The following is a 17,340-nucleotide window of genomic DNA, read 5'->3' as shown; positions in this document are numbered from 1 at the left end:
ACAGCCCACCCGTGGATGCGTGCCCCAATGCAAACAACAAATACCGTCCTCATGATTCGCCCGGCGCGGTTCGCCTTCAATCCCGACACCGCCGCCAACAACCGCTTCCAGCAGGCCCCGCTGGACCCGCAAGCCGCCAGCGCCAAGGCCCTGGAAGAATTCGACGGCTACGTCGACAGCCTGCGCCAGCACGGCGTCGAGGTGCTGGTGGTGCAGGACACCCCCGAGCCCCACACCCCCGACTCGATCTTCCCCAACAACTGGTGGAGCAGCCACTCCGACGGCAGCCTGGTGCTCTACCCCATGCAAGGCGAAAACCGCCGCCTGGAGCGCGGCAAGGGCGTGCTGCAGGTGCTCGAGGAGCGCTTCGCCATCCAGCGCACCGTCGACCTCAGCCCGCTGGAGCAGCACAACCTGTTCCTCGAAGGCACCGGCAGCATGGTGCTGGACCGCGAACACCGCATCAGCTATGCCTGCCACTCCGGGCGTACCCACGAACAGGCCCTGCGCCAGTTCGCCGAGCAGCTCGACTACCAGCTGTGCCTGTTCCACGCCGTGGACCGCCAGCAGGCGCCCATCTACCACAGCAACGTGATGATGAACGTCGGCCGCCAGTTGGCCGTAGCCTGCCTCGACGCCCTGCCCCATGCCGACGAACGCCAGGCCCTCGAACGCTCCCTGCGCGACACCGGCAAAGAGCTGCTGGCCCTGGGCTTCGACCAGCTGGAGCGCTTTGCCGGCAACATGCTCGAGGTGCACGACCGCGACGGCCAGCCGCTGCTGGTGATGTCGCGCAGCGCCTGGGGCTCGCTGGACGCCGGCCAACGCCGCCAGGTGGAGCGCCACAGCCGCCCGCTGGTGGTGAACATCGACCATATCGAACGCATCGGCGGCGGCAGCGCCCGCTGCATGCTCGCCGAAGTGCACCTGCCTTCGCGCCACTGATAGCCAAGGAGAACCCCCATGACCCGCTATATCGACGTGCCCGCCCTCGCCCGCCTGGTCAACCGCAAAGGCCTGCCCACCTGCCTTGGCGAGATGGCCGAATACATCCGCCAGGACTACCTGCGCTGGCACGCTTTCGAAAAATGCCCGCGCCTGGCCAACCACTCACCGGACGGGGTGATCGAGCTGATGCCGGTGTCCGACGCCAGCCTGTACGCCTTCAAGTACGTCAACGGCCACCCGAAAAACACCCACGACGGCCTGCTCACGGTGATGGCCTTCGGCGCCCTGGGCGATGTCGATACCGGCACGCCGGTGCTGCTCAGCGAAATGACCCTGACCACCGCCATCCGCACCGCCGCCACCTCGGCCCTGGCCGCCCGCTACCTGGCCCGTGAAGGCAGCCGCAGCATGGCGCTGATCGGCAACGGCTCGCAAAGCGAATTCCAGGCCATCGCCTTCCACACCCTGCTGGGCATCGACGAGGTCCGCCTGTTCGACATCGACCGCGCCGCGTCGGAAAAGCTCGCGGCCAACCTGGCCGGCTACCCACAGCTGAAACTGGCCATCGCCACCAGCGTGGCCGAGGCGGTGCGCGGCGCCGACATCGTCACCACGGTAACCGCCGACAAGGCCTATGCCACCATCCTCAGCCCCGAGATGATCGAGCCCGGCATGCACCTGAACGCCGTGGGCGGCGACTGCCCGGGCAAGACCGAGCTGCACCGCGACATCGTCGAGCGCGCCCGGGTGATCGTCGAGTACGAGCCGCAAAGCCGCATCGAAGGCGAAATCCAGCAACTGCCGGCCGACTCGCCGACCACCGAGTTCTGGCAGGTGGTCGAGGGCAGCGCTGCCGGGCGCGAGAACGCAGCGCAAGTGACCCTGTTCGACTCGGTGGGCTTTGCCATCGAGGACTATTCGGCCCTGCGCTATGTGCTGGATGTGGCCAAGGCGCTGGATATCGGCGAGGACATCGCCCTGGTGCCGGAGTTGGCCAACCCGAAGGATCTATTCGCGCTGCTGCGCCCGGTGGCGGCCGAGCGCAAGGCCAACGCAGCCTGACACGCCCCCTGTAGGAGCCGGCTTGCCGGCGATGCGGCCGCACAGATTTGCATCGCCCTGCGGGCCCTATCGCCGGCAAGCCGGCTCCTACAGGTACAGCGCAGGCCTGACCGAATCGGCTGTCGCACTTCCATAAATCCATGTCGCGACAGCCGATTCGGCTGCAAGCGTTCGTGCAACAGCCGAATCCGGCCTTCGCCGCGCTGGCAAACGACACAAAAAACCGCTCTGCCTCGCGCATCCTGAGCCCTGACCAAGCAGTCACCAAAACAACAGCGACACCCTGCACCCTTGCACTGCCCCAAATCCAATAACAACCACAAGGGACCTACTCCTATGCTTTCCATGCGCAAACGCTTCGGCGTGCTGTTGCTTTCCTTCTGCGCCACCACCCTGGCCCAGGCCAAGGAATGGAGCGAAATCCGCTTTGGCGTGTACCCCGAATACCCCCCCTTCGAATCCGTCGCCGCCGATGGCAGCCTGCAAGGCTTCGACATCGAACTGGGCAACGCCATCTGCGAAAAACTCCAGGTCAAATGCACCTGGGTGCACAACGAGTTCGACGGCATGATCCCGGCCCTGCGCGCCCGCAAGTTCGACGCCATCATGTCGTCCATGGCCGTCACCCCGGCGCGGCAAAAACAGATCGACTTCACCAACCGCCTGTTCCTAAGCCCCACCTCGGTGATCGTGCGCAAGTCGGCCACCTTCGGCGACAGCGTCGAATCGCTCAAGGGCAAGCAGGTGGGCGTGCTGCAGGGTTCGCTGCAGGAGGCCTACGCCCGCGCCGTGCTCGCCCCGCTGGGCGCGCAGGTCAAGGCCTACCAGGCCCAGGACCAGAACTACGCCGACCTGATGAACGGCCGCCTCGACGCCACCGTCACCGACAAGCTCGAAGCCCAGCTCAACTTCCTGTCCAAGCCCGAGGGCGCCGATTTTCGCAGCGGCCCGGCGATCAAGGACCCGACCTTGCCGCTGGACATCGCCATGGGCCTGCGCAAGACCGACCCCGAGCTCAAGGCCCTGCTCGACAAGGGCATCGCCATGATCCACGCCGACGGCACCTATGCCGCAATCCAGAAGAAGTACGTCGGCGACGTGGATATCTACAACGAGTGAGTCCCCACCGGCCTCTTCGCGGGTAAACCCGCTCCCACAGGACCCTGAGCGGCCTGTAGGAGCGGGCTTGCCCGCGATGAATCCACCGTGAGATCCCCTGCTATGCCTGACTTCCTCACAAGCGGCCTGCAAGGCTTCGGCCCGCTGCTGGCCCAAGGCACCTGGATGACCCTCAAGCTGGCCCTGCTGTCCCTGGCCCTGAGCCTGCTGCTCGGCCTGCTGGGCGCCAGCGCCAAGCTGTCCCGCGCCAAGCTCTTGCGCATCCCCGCCACCCTTTACACCACGCTGATCCGCAGCGTGCCCGACCTGGTGCTGATCCTGCTGATCTTCTACAGCATGCAGATCTGGCTCAACGACCTCACCGAGGCGCTGGGCTGGGACTACGTGGAAATCGACCCGTTCGGCGCCGGGGTGATCACCCTGGGCTTCATCTATGGCGCGTACTTCACCGAAACCTTTCGCGGCGCCATCCTCAGCGTGCCGGCCGGCCAGTTGGAAGCCGCCACCGCCTACGGCCTGAGCCGCGCCCAGCGCTTCTGCCTGGTGCTGTTCCCGCAACTGATGCGCTTCGCCCTGCCGGGGCTAGGCAACAACTGGCTGGTGCTGCTCAAGTCCACCGCACTGGTGTCGATCATTGGCCTGGCCGACCTGGTCAAGGCTGCGCAGAACGCCGGCAAGACCACCAACGACGTGTTGTTCTTCCTGTGCCTGGCGGGGCTGGTGTACCTGCTGATCACCGTGCTCTCCAACTACCTGCTGAAGGTGCTGGAGCGGCGCTACAACACCGGTATCAAGGAGCTGGCGCGATGATCGAACTTCTCCAGCAATACGGCCTGGCCTACCTGTACAGCGATGGCAGCGGGCTGTCGGGCCTGGCCATGACCCTGTGGCTGTTCGTCGCCAGCATGGTGCTGGGCTTTGCCCTGTCGCTGCCCCTGGCGCTGGCGCGGGTGTGGCGCCACGCCTGGCTGCGCCTGCCGGTGCAGCTGTACACCTTCGTGTTCCGCGGCACGCCGCTCTACATCCAGCTGCTGATTTGCTACACCGGGCTGTACAGCCTGCAGGTGGTGCGCGAGCACGCGCTGCTCGACCAGTTTTTCCGTAACGCAGTTAACTGCACCCTGCTGGCTTTCGTGCTCAACACCTGCGCCTACACCGTGGAGATTTTCGCCGGAGCCATCCGCAACCTGCCTGCCGGCGAGCTGGAGGCAGCCCAGGCCTATGGCCTGCGCGGCTGGAAGCTCAACCTGTTCCTGGTGCTGCCGGCGGCCCTGCGCCGCTCGCTGCCGGCCTACAGCAACGAGCTGATCCTGATGCTGCACGCCACCTCGCTGGCCTTCACCGCCACCGTCGCCGACATCCTCAAGGTGGCCCGCGACGCCAATGCCGCGACGTTTCTGACCTTCCAGGCCTTCGGCGTGGCCGCCCTGCTGTACATGCTGCTGTCCTTCGCCCTGGTCGGCCTGCTGCGCCTGGCCGAACGCCGCTGGATGCGCTTCCTTGACCCTGCCCGAGGCTGAACCCATGACCGCCACCGCACTGCCACTTTCCACTTTCGAACAGGCCCCGGGCGCCCAGGCACACACCCGCGCCCACAAGCTCAGCGTTGACGGCCTGCACAAGCACTACGGCGAGCACCAGGTGCTCAAGGGGGTGTCGCTGCAGGCCCGCAAAGGCGACGTGATCAGCCTGATCGGCGCCAGCGGCTCGGGCAAGAGCACCTTTTTGCGCTGCATCAACTTCCTCGAAAAACCCGACGCCGGCAGCATCACTCTCGACGGCCAGATCCTGCAGATCACCAAGGGCACCCCACCGCCGGCCCAACTGCAGAACCTGCGCACGCGCCTGGCCATGGTGTTCCAGCACTTCAACCTGTGGAGCCACCTGACGGTGTTGGAGAACATCTGCCTGGCGCCACGCAAGGTGCTGGGCATCAGTGCCGGCGAGGCCGAGGCGCGGGCGCGCAAGTACCTCGACAAGGTCGGCCTGCCGGCCCGCGCCGCCAGCCAGTACCCGGCGTTTTTGTCCGGCGGCCAGCAGCAGCGCGTGGCCATCGCCCGCGCCTTGGCCATGGAGCCGGAAATCATCCTGTTCGACGAACCCACCTCGGCGCTGGACCCGGAGCTGGTGGGCGAGGTGCTCAAGGTGATACAGACGCTCGCCGAGGAAGGACGTACCATGCTCATGGTCACCCATGAAATGGGCTTTGCCCGCCAAGTGTCGAGCCAGGTGCTGTTTTTGCACCAGGGCCTGGTCGAGGAGCACGGCAGCGCCGACATTCTCGACCGCCCGCAAAGCGAGCGCCTGCGCCAGTTCCTGTCCAACCGTCTGAAGTGAAGCCACGCCGAATATGGATAGCAAGGCCACCGCCAGCGCCCCGCTGGACCGCATCGACGAAGCCATCATCGATGTGCTGCGTCACCAGGGGCGGATCACCTTCGAGAAACTCTCCACCCTTGTGCACCTCACCCCAAGGCCGTGCCTTGAGCGGGTGCGCAAGCTGGAGCGGCGTGGGGTGATCCGTGGCTACGGGGCGATCATCGATGTGCAGCAGGTCAGCCCCGGGCTGTCGCTGCTGGTGCTGGTGGCCTTGTCCAACCAGAGCGGGCGCTCGGCGCAAAAAGCCTTCGAAGCCACCGTGCGGGCCTGCCCGCAGGTGTACGAATGCCAGCTGATCAGCGGCCACTTCGACTACAGCCTGCGCATGCGCTGCCGCGACATGGAACACTACCGGGTGCTGACCGAAACCTGGATGAACAACGACGAGCTGCACATCGACAAGCTGGTGGCGCACCCGGAGCTGGCGGCGGTGAAAAGCACCGTGCCGCAAATCTGAATTGAAACCGGGCGTGGTAGTTATGTACCCCGCCCCCTACCGTCACCCTCCCTAGCCTCGCTGCTTTCCCCACCGGAGAGCAGCCATGCCCCTTTCACCGCACCTGAGCCACATTCACCGCCACCACCCCCACTGGCACAAGCACGCCAGCCCCCACCAGCGCCAGCAACTCAAGCAACGCATCCTCGCCAGCTACCGCGCCAGCCGCGCCGTGGCCCAGGCCCTCGCCCCGGTGCAACCGATCGACAGCTACTGTCGCCCATTGCTGGAAGCCGCCCTGTCCCGCTGGTTCCCCGCGGCCACCCTGCCCAGCCTGGACACCGCAGTACTGTGGAACTACGCCGAAAACCGCGACATGCCCTGGCTGGAGGCGGCGCTGCAGAATTTCGACGAAGGTACCCGGGTAAAGCTATACGGCTCGGCCGACGACGCCCAACCCCTAGCCCTGGACAGCGCAGTTTTCGTCAGCGGCGTGCGCAACCTCGACCTGGGCCAGCGCTACCGCTATCACTTGGCCGACCACATCGACACCGATGCCTTGCGCACCCTGCTGCGCGAGCAGGACCGTGCGGCCTTAGCCGCCGAATTGAGCCTGGCGCACATGCAAGGCCACCTCGATACGCAAGGCGTGGCCTTGGGCGAAGCCGCAGTGGCCAGCGAACGCCAACCCAGGGTCGATGGCCAGCAACGGACCTTGGAATGCAGTTTCCTCACGCTGTTCGACATCCCGCTGGACGGCCCGCTGCTGCTGCGCCTGCAACCCGGCAACAGCAGCGAACCCTGCATCCTCTACCTGCCCGGCCACCCCACCCGCCCCCTGCGCCAGTACAGCTCAGTCAAGGCACTGGGCCAGGCCCTGACCGAAGCTCTGTGGCAAGAGAACGAGCGGCGCATCTTCAGCCGTTACATCAACCAGGCACAACAGCCCGAATTCGCCACAAAACTGCACGGCCTGCTCCTGCCCAGTTACCCCTATACCACGCTACTGGCCGACACGCCGGTCAGGGAGAAAGACGCGCCCAGCAACTGGCTTGACCGTCTGTTCCCCGCACCGACCGACCTGTGGCAGCAAACCCTGGACAAGAACGCCCGCCTGCCGCTGGGCTTCACCGCCTGGCCAGGCGACTGCTTCGCGGACCGCGCGCGCGTGCAGGTAGAGCGCAAGCTGATCGACGCTGCCTGCGTGGCGGTGCCGGTGGCGCAGCGCGACGCAGCCGCTTTGCTGGCCAGCGTGCAGGCCTGGCTGGGGGTCGGCCTGAGCGTGTTGAATGTCGCAGGGCTTTTCGTACCCGGCCTGGGCGAGCTGATGATGGTGATTGGCGGCGCGCAACTGGTGGACGAGTTCCTCGAAGGGGTGCACGCAGCCAACAAAGGCGATGCCGAAGCGGCCATCGAACAGTTGCTGGACGTGCTGGAAAACCTGGCGCAAGTCGCGGTACTGGGTGCTGCCGCCTCGATTGGCGAAGCCCAGGGCCCGCTGCATGAATGGCACCGGGTGGCGCGTGACGGTCGCCAACGCTTGTGGCAGGGCGACCTGTCGCCGTTCGCCCGCCCCGAGCCCTGGCCCGCAGGCACGCCGGCTGCCGCCGATGGCCTGCATGACTGGCAGCACGCGCGCTGGCTGCATCACGAAGGCAAAGCACTCCCCCTGCAACCTATGGAAAAGGGCCGCTGGCGACTGGCCAAGGCGCGCGGCCAGCAGTACCAGCCACCGCTGCTACAGAACGGCCAGGGCGCCTGGCTGCTACCCCATGAACGCCCCTTGAGCTGGGATGGCGCACAACTGTTGCGCCGCGTCGGCCCGGTCGCCCAGGGGCTGGCTGACGAAGCGCTGGCGCAGGCCCTGCGTTGCAGCGGCTACGACGCCACCAGCGTGCGCAAGGCGCTGGTCGACCATGAGCCGCTGCCGGCGCTGCTGGTCGACAGCTTCCAGGCCCTGGGGGCGAAAACACCCGAGGTGACTGCCCTGCCCGGCAGCGAGCTGCTGGCCCGGGATTTCCCCTCGTTGAGCCCGCGCGCCTGCAACGAGATCATCGCCCGCGCCCGCCCGGCAGACCTGGCCAGGCTGCGCAACACAGGCAAAGTGCCGCTGCAGATGGCCGAGACCGCTCGCCTGTACCTGCGTGAAGCCCGTATCAACCGGGCTCTGGGCCGTTTCCAGCAAGCCGGCGTCGATCGCGACGCCCTGGCCATCGGCGCCCTCGCCGAACTGCCCGGCTGGCGTGGCGAGGTTCGTATTGAATTGCGCGAGAACGGCCAACTGCGCCACGCGGCCGGCACCGAGGGCAAGCCGCTGAAGACCGTAATACGCGAAGCGGGCCGTTATCAGCCCCGTGATGAACGTGACCAGGTGCTGGCCAGCGCCGGCGACCTGTTCCAGGCCATCCTGCATGCCCTGCCCGACAGCGAACGGGTGGCGCTAGGGTTGCAGATTCATGACTCGAACGGGCTGCGCGAAGCCTTGTTCGCGGTGCTTGCAGGCGACCGCCAGCGTGCCGCCGGTTACCTGGGCATGGCGCCAGTACGGCCAATGTACCGCCTGCCGACCCGCCTGCCCGGCAGCTATCGCATCGGCTACCGCCTCAGCGGCCGTGGCAGCGGCTGGCTGACCGAGGACCAGCTGTTCGACCAGTTGTTCCCTGCCAGCGAACAGGGCGACCGCGAGCTGCTGCGCAGCACCCTGCGCAACGAAGCCGGGCCAAACCCCGGTGCTTTCACCCGCCTGCTCGAGCGACTGCGACGGGAATACCGACAACTGGACGAGACCCTGCAGCGCTGGGTGCACGACCCCGACAACGTTCACCAAAGCTCCTTCGAACAACGACGAGTACGCCGTGGCCTGATGGCCGAGCGTATCCGCCGCGCCTGGCGGCGGCAGAACGACGCCGAGGCAGCCGCCGATATCGATCATGTGGTGTTGCGTATCCACGGCCAATACCTGGACGAACTGCCTGTCCTGCCGGTCAGCCTGCCCCATGTACGCCACCTGGCCATGCACGGCCTGGAGCAGGTTCGCCAAGGCGACCTCGAAGGTTTTCTACGCGCCTTCCCGCAGGTTCGCAGCCTGGATCTGCGTGACAATACGCTGACCGAAATCCCAACCTCCCTTGGCTTGCTGGAGCACCTCGATACCCTTGACCTGGCGGGCAACTCCCTGGACCTCGAGGACGCGAGCCAACTGGCGATCATCGGCCGCCTGGGCCGATTACGCGGCCTGTGCCTGGACCAGTCCCTCGAGACGTTGTCGGCAAACACCCTCGAGCAGCTCGGGCGGCTACCCCAACTCGAAGTGTTCCAGGCCTCGTTGAACGATCTGGAGCTGGGTGCCGAGCACTTCCAGGCCCTGCAACGTTGGCCGGCACTGCGCGAGCTGTATCTGGGGCAGAACCAGATCGAAGTGGACGAAGCCACCCGCAGCGCCCTGGCCGGCCTCAACCGCCTGCGCCGCCTGTCGCTGTACGAAAACCCGCTCGACCTGCCACCGGACCTGACCGGCTGGACGCAACTGGAATGGTTGGACCTTGAGTACACCGGCATCGGTGAATGGCCCCCGGGGCTGCAGGGCCTGATGGAACAGCGCCCGTTGGTGCTGCGCCGGGTGGAGATGAACCGCAATGCCCTGGTCGATGCCCCCGACCTGCGCAACAGCGCGTTCGCCGAGGCAGTTCGCGCAGGTCACCCGGACATGGTCTACACCTTCAGTGATAACCCGTTCACCGCCCAAGCCCTGCAACGCCTGAACGATGCCGGGCTGACCACGCATGTGCAGCCCGACGCGCCACCGCAGTGGTCGGCCGGATGGCCAGAGCCCTTGCTCGAGCATATCGCCAACACCTATGCCGACCCGCAATGGCGCCTGTTGTACGAGTTGATGGAGCGCTTGCCTGGGGTGCGCGATTTCGAAGCGCACCCGCAGGCGTTTCGCCTGCGCATGCAACGGGTTGTCCAGGCCCTGGCCGGTGACGGCCAACCCGCAGGGGCAGGCAACTGGGGCCAGGCGCAGATGCAGGAGCAGGTCAATGACCTGCTCAATGACGCCATCACGGCCTGCGTCGACCAGGCCAGCTTGCTGTTCCAGCAGATCGAAACCGAAGTGACGGTGTGGCAAGCCGTCAGCCATGCCAGCCCCGGCCAGTCCGACGAGCAGGTGGCCGTGCGCTGCGCCACCAGCCTGCTGCGCCAGCTCGAACTGGACGCCCAGATAGGCGAGATCTACAACGCGCGGGTAGCCCGACGCCAGGCACTCAACGAGGCGCAGGAACAGGCTGATCGCGATGCCGCCCCGCCGCTGCGTGCCGGCGACGACATCAGCGACCGCGACCTGACCGACCCCAATGAGCCGCCCGATGAGCTGGACATGGCCCTGCATGCGCGCATGTACCTGCGCGAGTCCCTGCGCTTGCCGCCCCAGCCCGAGCAGATCACCTTCGGCTACCTGGCAAAACTGAGCGACGAAACCCTCGCCCACCTGGCCGTCGACGTGGCGCTGGCAATCACCGACCAGCGCCTGGCCGACTGGGCAGTGGACCAGCGGTTCTGGAGCGCGTGGGTCAGGCGACTGCAGCCCGGCGCCTTCGAAACCCTTGCCGAGCAGTGGGGTGGCGCTTCGGAGTACTTCGACAGCCTGAGCGAGGCCGCAGCACCGGGCGCCTATACCGGTACCGCTGTGCCGCCGGGTTATGTCGAAGCGCTTGAGCGAGCATTCGTCGAGGTGCCCTGGCGCGTCGACGGGGTGGTGCAGCGCATCGACCTGGTGTCGGGGCTGTACCCGAATCAGGGCGTGATCTACCAGCGCGCTGCCGAGCTGCTGCTTGAGAGCCGCAAGGCCGCTGAAGCGGCGCTGCTGCGCGCGCTTACCGAGGAGATGGTGCGCACGCCGCAGTGACGGGGTAGCGTTTTAAAGGCGCTTGCGTCAGGGCTGCCAGGTGTTCGCCGAAAGCCTTCTGGCGCCTGTGAGATCGAGCGCCGCGCGGGCGGCGCTCGGCTTCATAGGCGCTGCAAGGGTCGAGGCGAACACCTGGCAGCCCGGATGCCCCCTCGACCCAAACAAACCACTAACGGTTAAACCGCTCCACCAACGCCCGCAGTCCCGCGCAAATCTGCTCCAGCTCCGCCCCCCTCGACGCCGCGGCATTGGCCCGGCTGGCGCTCTGCTGCACGGTACCGGCCACCCCGTTGATCTGCCGCGACACATCCTCGGCCACGCTGGACTGCTGCTGCGACGCCGCCGCCATCTGCTGGCTCATGTCGCTGATGCGCAGCACCGCCTCGCGAATGCCCTGCAATGCCTGCTGGGTTTCCCCCACCTGCACCACACCCTGCTCAGCCCCGGCAATCCCCAGGCTGGCAATGCTCACCGCCTGTTCGGCACCACTGCGCAAGCTGTCGGTAATGGCCTGGATATGCAGGGTGGACTGGCGGGTCTTGTCGGCCAGCGCGCGCACCTCGTCGGCCACCACCGCAAAACCGCGGCCGTGCTCACCAGCCCGGGCCGCCTCGATGGCGGCGTTCAGCGCCAGCAGGTTGGTTTGCTCGGCGATGGCGCGGATCATCCCGGCGGCCTCGGCGATGGCACCGGTCTGACCGGCCAGGTCGTTGACCGCCTGGTTGATCTGCCCGACGGTGTCGGCCAAACCGCGAATGGCCGCGCCGCTGGCGTCGGCCACCTGGCTGCCGCGCTCGGTGAGCTGGTGCGCGGTATGGGCTTCTTGTGCAGTCAGTTGCACGTGGCCGGCCACCTCGCCAATGGAGGCGGCCATTTCGGTCATGGCGGTGGCGGTCAGGTCGGTTTCGGCGCGCTGCTCCAGCAACGCCGCCTCGGTGCCGCGTGACAGGCGCCCGGCATCCAGCGCAGCGTCGGCCATTTGTGCAGCCAGGTCGCTGAGGCGGGTCAGCGCGGTTTTAAGGCGCGCCTCTTCGCTGATCAAAATCAGCTCCAGCTGCCCGGCGGCACCGGCCTGGTCGCTGTAGGTCAGCGCCGCCACCGGGTCGCTGAAGGTGTTGCCGACCGCTGCAGCGATCCGGCGCTGGTGGCGGGCCATGCGGCTTTGCGCCCACCAGCCGGTGGCGGCGAACAGCGCCAGGGTCAGGCCCTGGGCCGGCAGGCCCGGCCACAGCTGATCGGCACCCACGGCCAGGGCTCCGGCACACAGCGGCACCAACAGTGCGCGGGCCGCCAGCGCCAGGCGCCGGGCCGGTGACAGTGCCGCCTGGCCTGCGCGCAACCGCGCGTACACTGCCTCGGCGCGGGCCACCTGCTCACGGCTCGGGCGCACCCGCACCGACTCGTAGCCCACCAGCCGGCCGTTCTCCAGGATCGGCGTCACATAGGCGCTGACCCAGTAGAAGTTGCCGTTCTTGCAGCGGTTCTTGACGATGCCCATCCAGCTCTGGCCGGCCTTCAGGTACTGCCACATCAGCTCGAACACCGCCTCGGGCATGTCCGGGTGGCGCACCAGGTTGTGCGGGCTGCCGACCAGCTCGGCCTGGCTGTAGCCACTGATGGCGGCGAACTCGGCGTTGCAATAGGTGATCAGGCTGGAGGTGTCGGTGGCAGAAATGAGCCGCTGGTGCTCGGGGAAGCTTTGCTCGACCGGGTTGACCGGCAGGTTGGTACGCACGATGGGACTCCATTCTCACGCGGGCGTGAAGCCAGCCGAGAGGCGGTTGGCTTCGGGTATTTGATTGAATGACCAATCAGTCATAAGCCGCGGATTCTACGGGCTCCCTTGGGCTTTGCAAGCAGACCATTTTCCCTGGCACTACCCGCCATTGCGGCTGAACTGGCGGCGGCAGGTCTGGCACAGGCTATAGAGGCTACCGGCCTGATCGCCGGCAAGCCGGCTCCTACAGGCCTGCGTCCCCTGTAGGAGCCGGCTTGCCCGCGATCACCCGCACAGCGGGTGCCAGGCGAGGTAAAGGGTCGGCAAATCTTCACGACAACTGGTCAGACCGGTAAGGCCGAAAAATCTTGCAATACCACCAGAATAGGAGTTTTATGGCCCTCGCAGTGAACAAACCGGTAAGACCACAATAATTAAGTCCTGCACTCTTTCGCTCCGTGTGGCTGGGGGGCAAGGACACCGATCAGAGATCCCTCCCATGCTCAAATGGTGTTCGCGTTCGATCTTTCTCCAGGTAGTGCTCGGCCTCGCCCTAGGCGTCATCTGCGGCCTGAGCTTCCCCGACCTGTCCCTGCAACTCAAACCCCTTGGCGACGGCTTCATCAAGCTGATCAAGATGCTCATCGGCCTGATCGTGTTCTGCGTGGTGGTCAGCGGCATTTCTGGCGCGGGCGACCTGAAAAAGGTCGGGCGCATCGGCCTCAAATCAGTGATCTACTTCGAAGTGCTGACCACCCTGGCCCTGGTGATCGGCCTGGTGTTCGCCTTCACCAGCGGCATCGGCACCGGCGCCAACATCCACCTAGACCAGCTGTCCAGCGCCGATGCCGGCGCCCTGGCCGACCGTGGTGCGCATATCCACAACACCACCACCTTCCTCATGGACTTGATCCCCACCTCGGTGGTGGGCGCCTTCGCCGACAACAACATCCTGCAAGTGCTGCTGTTCTCGGTGCTGTTCGGCAGCGCGCTGAACCTGGTGGGCGAGTCGGCCTCGGGTATCTCGCGGCTGATCAACGAACTGAGCCACGTGATCTTCCGCATCATGGGCATGATCGTGCGCCTGGCACCGATCGGCGTATTCGGCGCCATCGCCTTCACCACCAGCAAGTACGGCCTGAGCTCGCTGCAGCACCTGGGCGGCCTGGTGGCGCTGTTCTACCTGACCTGCGCAGGCTTCGTGCTGATCGTGCTGGGTACGGTGATGCGCATTTCCGGCCTGAAGCTGCTGCCGCTGATCAAGTACCTGCGTGAAGAGCTGAGCATCGTGCTCGGCACCGCCTCCTCCGACGCCGTGCTGCCGCAGGTGATGCGCAAGCTCGAGCACCTGGGCATTGGCAGCTCCACCGTGGGCCTGGTGATCCCCACCGGCTACTCGTTCAACCTCGACGGCTTCTCCATTTACCTGACCCTGGCCATCGTGTTCATCGCCAACGCCACCGGCACGCCGCTGGCCATGACCGACCTGCTGACCATTCTTCTGGTGTCGCTGGTGACTTCCAAGGGTGCCCACGGCATCCCAGGCTCGGCCCTGGTGATCCTTGCTGCCACCCTGACCGCCGTACCGGCAATCCCGGTGGTGGGCCTGGTGCTGGTGCTGGCGGTGGACTGGTTCATGGGCATCGGCCGCGCGCTGACCAACCTGATCGGCAACTGCGTCGCCACCGTGGCCATCGCCCGTTGGGAGAAGGATATCGACCTGGAGCGCGCCAACAACGTGCTGGCCAACAAACCAGGCTACGCCCCGGCACCGCGCAAGCAGGGCAGCGCCCATCAACAGGAATTCTAAGCCCCCGGCGGGCGGCGCCAGCCGCCGCCCCGCCAGACGCGAGCCTAACGCGTCAACCAAGGAGCGAACCGTGATCAGCTCATCGACCGTAGTCAACTCAGTGGTGGAGAAACTCCGCCAGGCCCTGGCCCGCGGCCAGTGGCGCAGCGGCGACATGCTGCCCGGCCAGCGCGAGCTGGCCGAGCAAATGGGCATCAGCCGCCCCAGCCTGCGCGAGGCGGTGATCGTGCTGGAAACCCTGGGCCTGGTGCGTTCGCTGCCGGGCAAGGGCGTACTGGTGCTGGACGCCGACGCCGCCTCGGCGCAAAGCCCTGAAACCGTGGCCCAGGCAAGCCTGGCCGACGTGCTGGAGCTGCGCTACACCCTCGAACCCTTCATTGCCGGGTTGGTGGCGCAATCGGCCGGCAACCAGGACATCGGCCAGCTGCGCCTGACCCTGATGGACATGCGCGAAGCGTTGGAATCAAACGACAGCGAGGCCGGTTTCAATGCCTACATCGCCTTCCACGAAGCGCTGTTCGCCCTGACCACCAACCCGATCTTCCAGAGTGTGGTGCAGCAAACCGGCAACGCCCTCAAGGAAAGCGCCGACATGCTGCGCAACTCCCCCGAACACCTGGCCGCGCGCCTGAACGAAAACGAAGCGGTGGTGCGTGCCATCCGCGAACGCAACAGCGCCCACGCCAGCCTGCAGATGCGCCGCCACATCCTCGCCGAAGGCAAGCGCATGGGCATCGCCCTGAACATCCCCGACGACCACCCCGGCCCCTGACCCAAGGAGAGCGACCATGACCGCCTGCGCCCAAGCCGCCCCCCACCTGCCTGCCCTGCTGGGCGCCGGCGAAACCCGCCTGTCGGCCGAGCAGATCTACCCACGGTTGTTCGACGCCATCCTCGAGCAACGCCTGCCACCGGGCAGCGCCCTGCCCGAGCAGGCCCTGGGCAATGCCTTCGGCGTCAGCCGCACGGTGATCCGCCGGGTGCTTGGTCGGCTGTCCGACCAGCAAGTGGTGGTGCAGCGCCCCAGCCACACCGCGCACCTGGCCGCCCCCGATCCGCAGCACGCGCGCCAGGTGCTCAGTGCCCGGCGCCTGGCGGAAACCACGCTGATCGGCCTGGCCACTCAGCGCGCCCGCCCGGCGCAGATTCGCCAGTTGCGCCAGTTGGTGGAGCGCGAGCGCCAGCACCACGAACAGGGCGAGCGCTGCACGGCAATCCGCCTGGGCGGCGAGTTTCACATGAAGCTGGCGCAAATGGCCGCCAACGCGCCGCTGGCGCGGTTTCTCAACGGCCTGGTGCCTATGACCTCGCTGATCATCGCCCGCTACGAATCGCCCTGCTGCGAGCACTGCGCCTGGCAAGAGCACGCGGCGATCATCGATGCCGTGGAAAGCGGCGACAGCGAGGCGGCGCTGGCGTTGATGCATGAGCACCTGGACCGCCTCGAAGCCAAGCTGGACCTGTAGGAGATCACCCTGCCCTTTCGGGCTGCGCTATCGCGCAGAGAACTGGTCTCGTAGATGCGCCACGGTCTCTGTGGGAAGCGGCCTTGCCGGGCGCCGTCCGGTCGAGATGGGCTGCGCAGCAGCCCCGGCAATCTTGCATGAGGCCGAGACCTTGGGGGCGCTTCGCGCCCCGTCGCGACACAAGGCCGCTTCCCACAGAGACCGTGTTAAATCAATGAGTTGTAGTTTGTTCCAATTAGAGCGAGTTTACCGGGGTGCCGGACCACCGCAAAGCATGCAGCGCGATGCCTGGCACCGGCTGCGCCGCTGATCGCCGGCAAGCCGGCTCCTGCAGGGGCGCCGGCCTATACTCGGTTGACCATCAGGCTTTGAGGCGCCCGGCGTGAAATCAACCCACCTGATTTTGCCCCTGTGCCTGCTGCTGGCCGTGGCCGGCTGCGCCGCCAAGCGCCCAGCCCCACCGCCACCGCAACCCCTGCCCCCGGCGGTGTGGCAGCGCATCGACCAAGACCTGCTGAACGCCTCGGTCGCGGCCACAGCTTCGGCCAACGACTACGCCCGCCGCTCGATGCGGGTGTGGCGCGAGCAGGTGCAACAGCGCACCGAAAACGACTTCATCCCGTGGTTCACCGGTTACTGGACCCAGCAATGGCTCACCCTCAAAGTCGCCTGGTACAAGATGAACGGCGGTAACGGCGCCGAACCACCAGAAAAACGCCTGGCCCTGTACCTGCAGGAGCAATACCACCAGCGGGTGATCGACCCGGTGGCCGAGCAGATCGACCCCGAAGGCATCCGCGACCGCGCTAGCGAGCTGTACCTGCAACTGCTCGGCCAGCAGTTGCCGGTCATCATCCAGCGCTACAACGCCCCGCCCGAGCAGTTCAGCCAGCGCCTCAACCGCATCCCGGTCATCGCCCTAGGGCCGCCGGAGGCGCGCAACGCTTCGCTGTACCAACTGCTGCGGGCCAAGTCACTGGCCCAGCAACCGGCCTGGCAGTCGCTGCGCGAACACCTGCACCAACAGGCCTCCAGGGCACCGGGCAAAACCGACGTCGGCCTGTCATCGGTGGCCACCCAGGCCAGCGAAAAACTCGGCGCCACCCTGGCCCCGCGCGGCGCTGCCAGCGCCATCGCAGCGGCGGTGGGCAAGGCGGCCGGGACCATGATCTCGGTGGCGGTAGCCGGCTACGGCATGATTACCCACGACCGCGAGCAGCCGCAGATGGTCGAGCAGTTGCGGGTGATCCTGGGGGTGGCGCTGAACGAGGAATGGCAGGAGCTGATGGAAAACCGCCAGAGCGGGGCCATGGCCGGGGTGTATTACCTGTCGGGGCAGGTGGAGGACAGTTTGCTGGGGAGTCGCGGACAGGGGCAGGAGCCGCTGTTGATCCGGCTGCCGCCGTGACCCTGCGCTGGCCACGATTCCTTTAGGAGCCGGCTTGCCGGCGATGGCGTCGGCAGCCGCAACACATGGCTTGAACTTGTATCGCCTGT

Annotated in this window: 13 protein-coding genes; 12 read left to right on the top strand and 1 reads right to left on the bottom strand. The window is 66.5% G+C overall.

From position 1 onward, the window contains the following. Positions 1-27: 27 nt before the first annotated feature. From ctlX to KSS94_RS09090, 8 genes are all read left to right on the top strand, one after another. Positions 28-945, top strand: coding sequence for a citrulline utilization hydrolase CtlX (gene ctlX / locus KSS94_RS09125; RefSeq protein WP_217842666.1), 918 nt, complete (start codon positions 28-30; stop codon positions 943-945). 18 nt (positions 946-963) lie between these two features. Further along, the gene (ocd, locus tag KSS94_RS09120; RefSeq protein WP_217842665.1) at positions 964-2,010 is read left to right on the top strand and encodes an ornithine cyclodeaminase; all 1,047 of its coding nucleotides are present in this window, start codon (positions 964-966) and stop codon (positions 2,008-2,010) included. Positions 2,011-2,346: 336 nt separating this feature from the next. After that, positions 2,347-3,129 (top strand): ABC transporter substrate-binding protein, encoded by a 783-nt coding sequence (locus KSS94_RS09115; RefSeq protein WP_217842664.1) that lies wholly within the window; start codon positions 2,347-2,349, stop codon positions 3,127-3,129. 102 nt (positions 3,130-3,231) lie between these two features. Further along, positions 3,232-3,939 carry an ABC transporter permease gene (locus tag KSS94_RS09110; protein WP_217842663.1) on the top strand — a complete coding sequence of 236 codons (708 nt, stop codon included), beginning with the start codon at positions 3,232-3,234 and terminating at the stop codon, positions 3,937-3,939. Next, positions 3,936-4,649, top strand: a complete 714-nt coding sequence (locus KSS94_RS09105) for an ABC transporter permease (protein WP_217842662.1) — start codon at positions 3,936-3,938, stop codon at positions 4,647-4,649. Before KSS94_RS09110 ends, KSS94_RS09105 begins: the two co-directional genes overlap by 4 nt. A 4-nt stretch (positions 4,650-4,653) precedes the next feature. Continuing rightward, positions 4,654-5,466, top strand: a complete 813-nt coding sequence (locus KSS94_RS09100) for an ABC transporter ATP-binding protein (RefSeq protein WP_225935854.1) — start codon at positions 4,654-4,656, stop codon at positions 5,464-5,466. Between the two features lie 13 nt (positions 5,467-5,479). Continuing rightward, positions 5,480-5,965 (top strand): Lrp/AsnC family transcriptional regulator, encoded by a 486-nt coding sequence (locus tag KSS94_RS09095; protein ID WP_217842661.1) that lies wholly within the window; start codon positions 5,480-5,482, stop codon positions 5,963-5,965. Between the two features lie 85 nt (positions 5,966-6,050). Next, complete coding sequence (locus KSS94_RS09090; protein ID WP_217842660.1) at positions 6,051-10,850, top strand: dermonecrotic toxin domain-containing protein; 4,800 nt, start codon at positions 6,051-6,053, stop codon at positions 10,848-10,850. Positions 10,851-11,019: 169 nt separating this feature from the next. Here the strand turns inward: KSS94_RS09090 and KSS94_RS09085 are convergent, their stop codons facing one another. Next, positions 11,020-12,585, bottom strand: a complete 1,566-nt coding sequence (locus tag KSS94_RS09085; RefSeq protein ID WP_217842659.1) for a methyl-accepting chemotaxis protein — start codon at positions 12,583-12,585, stop codon at positions 11,020-11,022. Positions 12,586-13,066: 481 nt separating this feature from the next. On the opposite strand from KSS94_RS09085, the gene KSS94_RS09080 reads away from it, so the two are divergent. The 4 genes from KSS94_RS09080 (at position 13,067) to KSS94_RS09065 (ending at position 17,251) form a co-directional block, all read left to right on the top strand. Further along, on the top strand, positions 13,067-14,377 hold the full coding sequence (locus tag KSS94_RS09080; RefSeq protein WP_217842658.1) for a C4-dicarboxylate transporter DctA: 1,311 nt from the start codon (positions 13,067-13,069) through the stop codon (positions 14,375-14,377). 70 nt (positions 14,378-14,447) lie between these two features. Further along, entirely contained in the window at positions 14,448-15,149 is a 702-nt protein-coding gene (locus KSS94_RS09075; RefSeq protein ID WP_217842657.1) for a FadR/GntR family transcriptional regulator, read from the top strand. A gap of 16 nt (positions 15,150-15,165) precedes the next feature. Then, positions 15,166-15,843, top strand: a complete 678-nt coding sequence (locus KSS94_RS09070; protein ID WP_217842656.1) for a GntR family transcriptional regulator — start codon at positions 15,166-15,168, stop codon at positions 15,841-15,843. Between the two features lie 382 nt (positions 15,844-16,225). Further along, positions 16,226-17,251 carry a hypothetical protein gene (locus KSS94_RS09065; protein WP_217842655.1) on the top strand — a complete coding sequence of 342 codons (1,026 nt, stop codon included), beginning with the start codon at positions 16,226-16,228 and terminating at the stop codon, positions 17,249-17,251. Positions 17,252-17,340: the final 89 nt, after the last annotated feature.

Source organism: Pseudomonas fakonensis (assembly GCF_019139895.1).
Lineage (GTDB): Bacteria > Pseudomonadota > Gammaproteobacteria > Pseudomonadales > Pseudomonadaceae > Aquipseudomonas > Aquipseudomonas fakonensis.
The sequence above is the reverse complement of the archived record's forward strand: the minus strand, read 5'-3'. Positions and strand labels throughout refer to the sequence as shown.

What these genes read in the sequence shown, in the direction of transcription:
- ctlX (WP_217842666.1), top strand. Translation starts at nt 28, where the DNA reads ATGCAAACAACAAATACCGTCCTCATGATTCGCCCGGCGCGGTTCGCC.
- ocd (WP_217842665.1), top strand. Translation starts at nt 964, where the DNA reads ATGACCCGCTATATCGACGTGCCCGCCCTCGCCCGCCTGGTCAACCGC.
- KSS94_RS09115 (WP_217842664.1), top strand. Translation starts at nt 2,347, where the DNA reads ATGCTTTCCATGCGCAAACGCTTCGGCGTGCTGTTGCTTTCCTTCTGC.
- KSS94_RS09110 (WP_217842663.1), top strand. Translation starts at nt 3,232, where the DNA reads ATGCCTGACTTCCTCACAAGCGGCCTGCAAGGCTTCGGCCCGCTGCTG.
- KSS94_RS09105 (WP_217842662.1), top strand. Translation starts at nt 3,936, where the DNA reads ATGATCGAACTTCTCCAGCAATACGGCCTGGCCTACCTGTACAGCGAT.
- KSS94_RS09100 (WP_225935854.1), top strand. Translation starts at nt 4,654, where the DNA reads ATGACCGCCACCGCACTGCCACTTTCCACTTTCGAACAGGCCCCGGGC.
- KSS94_RS09095 (WP_217842661.1), top strand. Translation starts at nt 5,480, where the DNA reads ATGGATAGCAAGGCCACCGCCAGCGCCCCGCTGGACCGCATCGACGAA.
- KSS94_RS09090 (WP_217842660.1), top strand. Translation starts at nt 6,051, where the DNA reads ATGCCCCTTTCACCGCACCTGAGCCACATTCACCGCCACCACCCCCAC.
- KSS94_RS09080 (WP_217842658.1), top strand. Translation starts at nt 13,067, where the DNA reads ATGCTCAAATGGTGTTCGCGTTCGATCTTTCTCCAGGTAGTGCTCGGC.
- KSS94_RS09070 (WP_217842656.1), top strand. Translation starts at nt 15,166, where the DNA reads ATGACCGCCTGCGCCCAAGCCGCCCCCCACCTGCCTGCCCTGCTGGGC.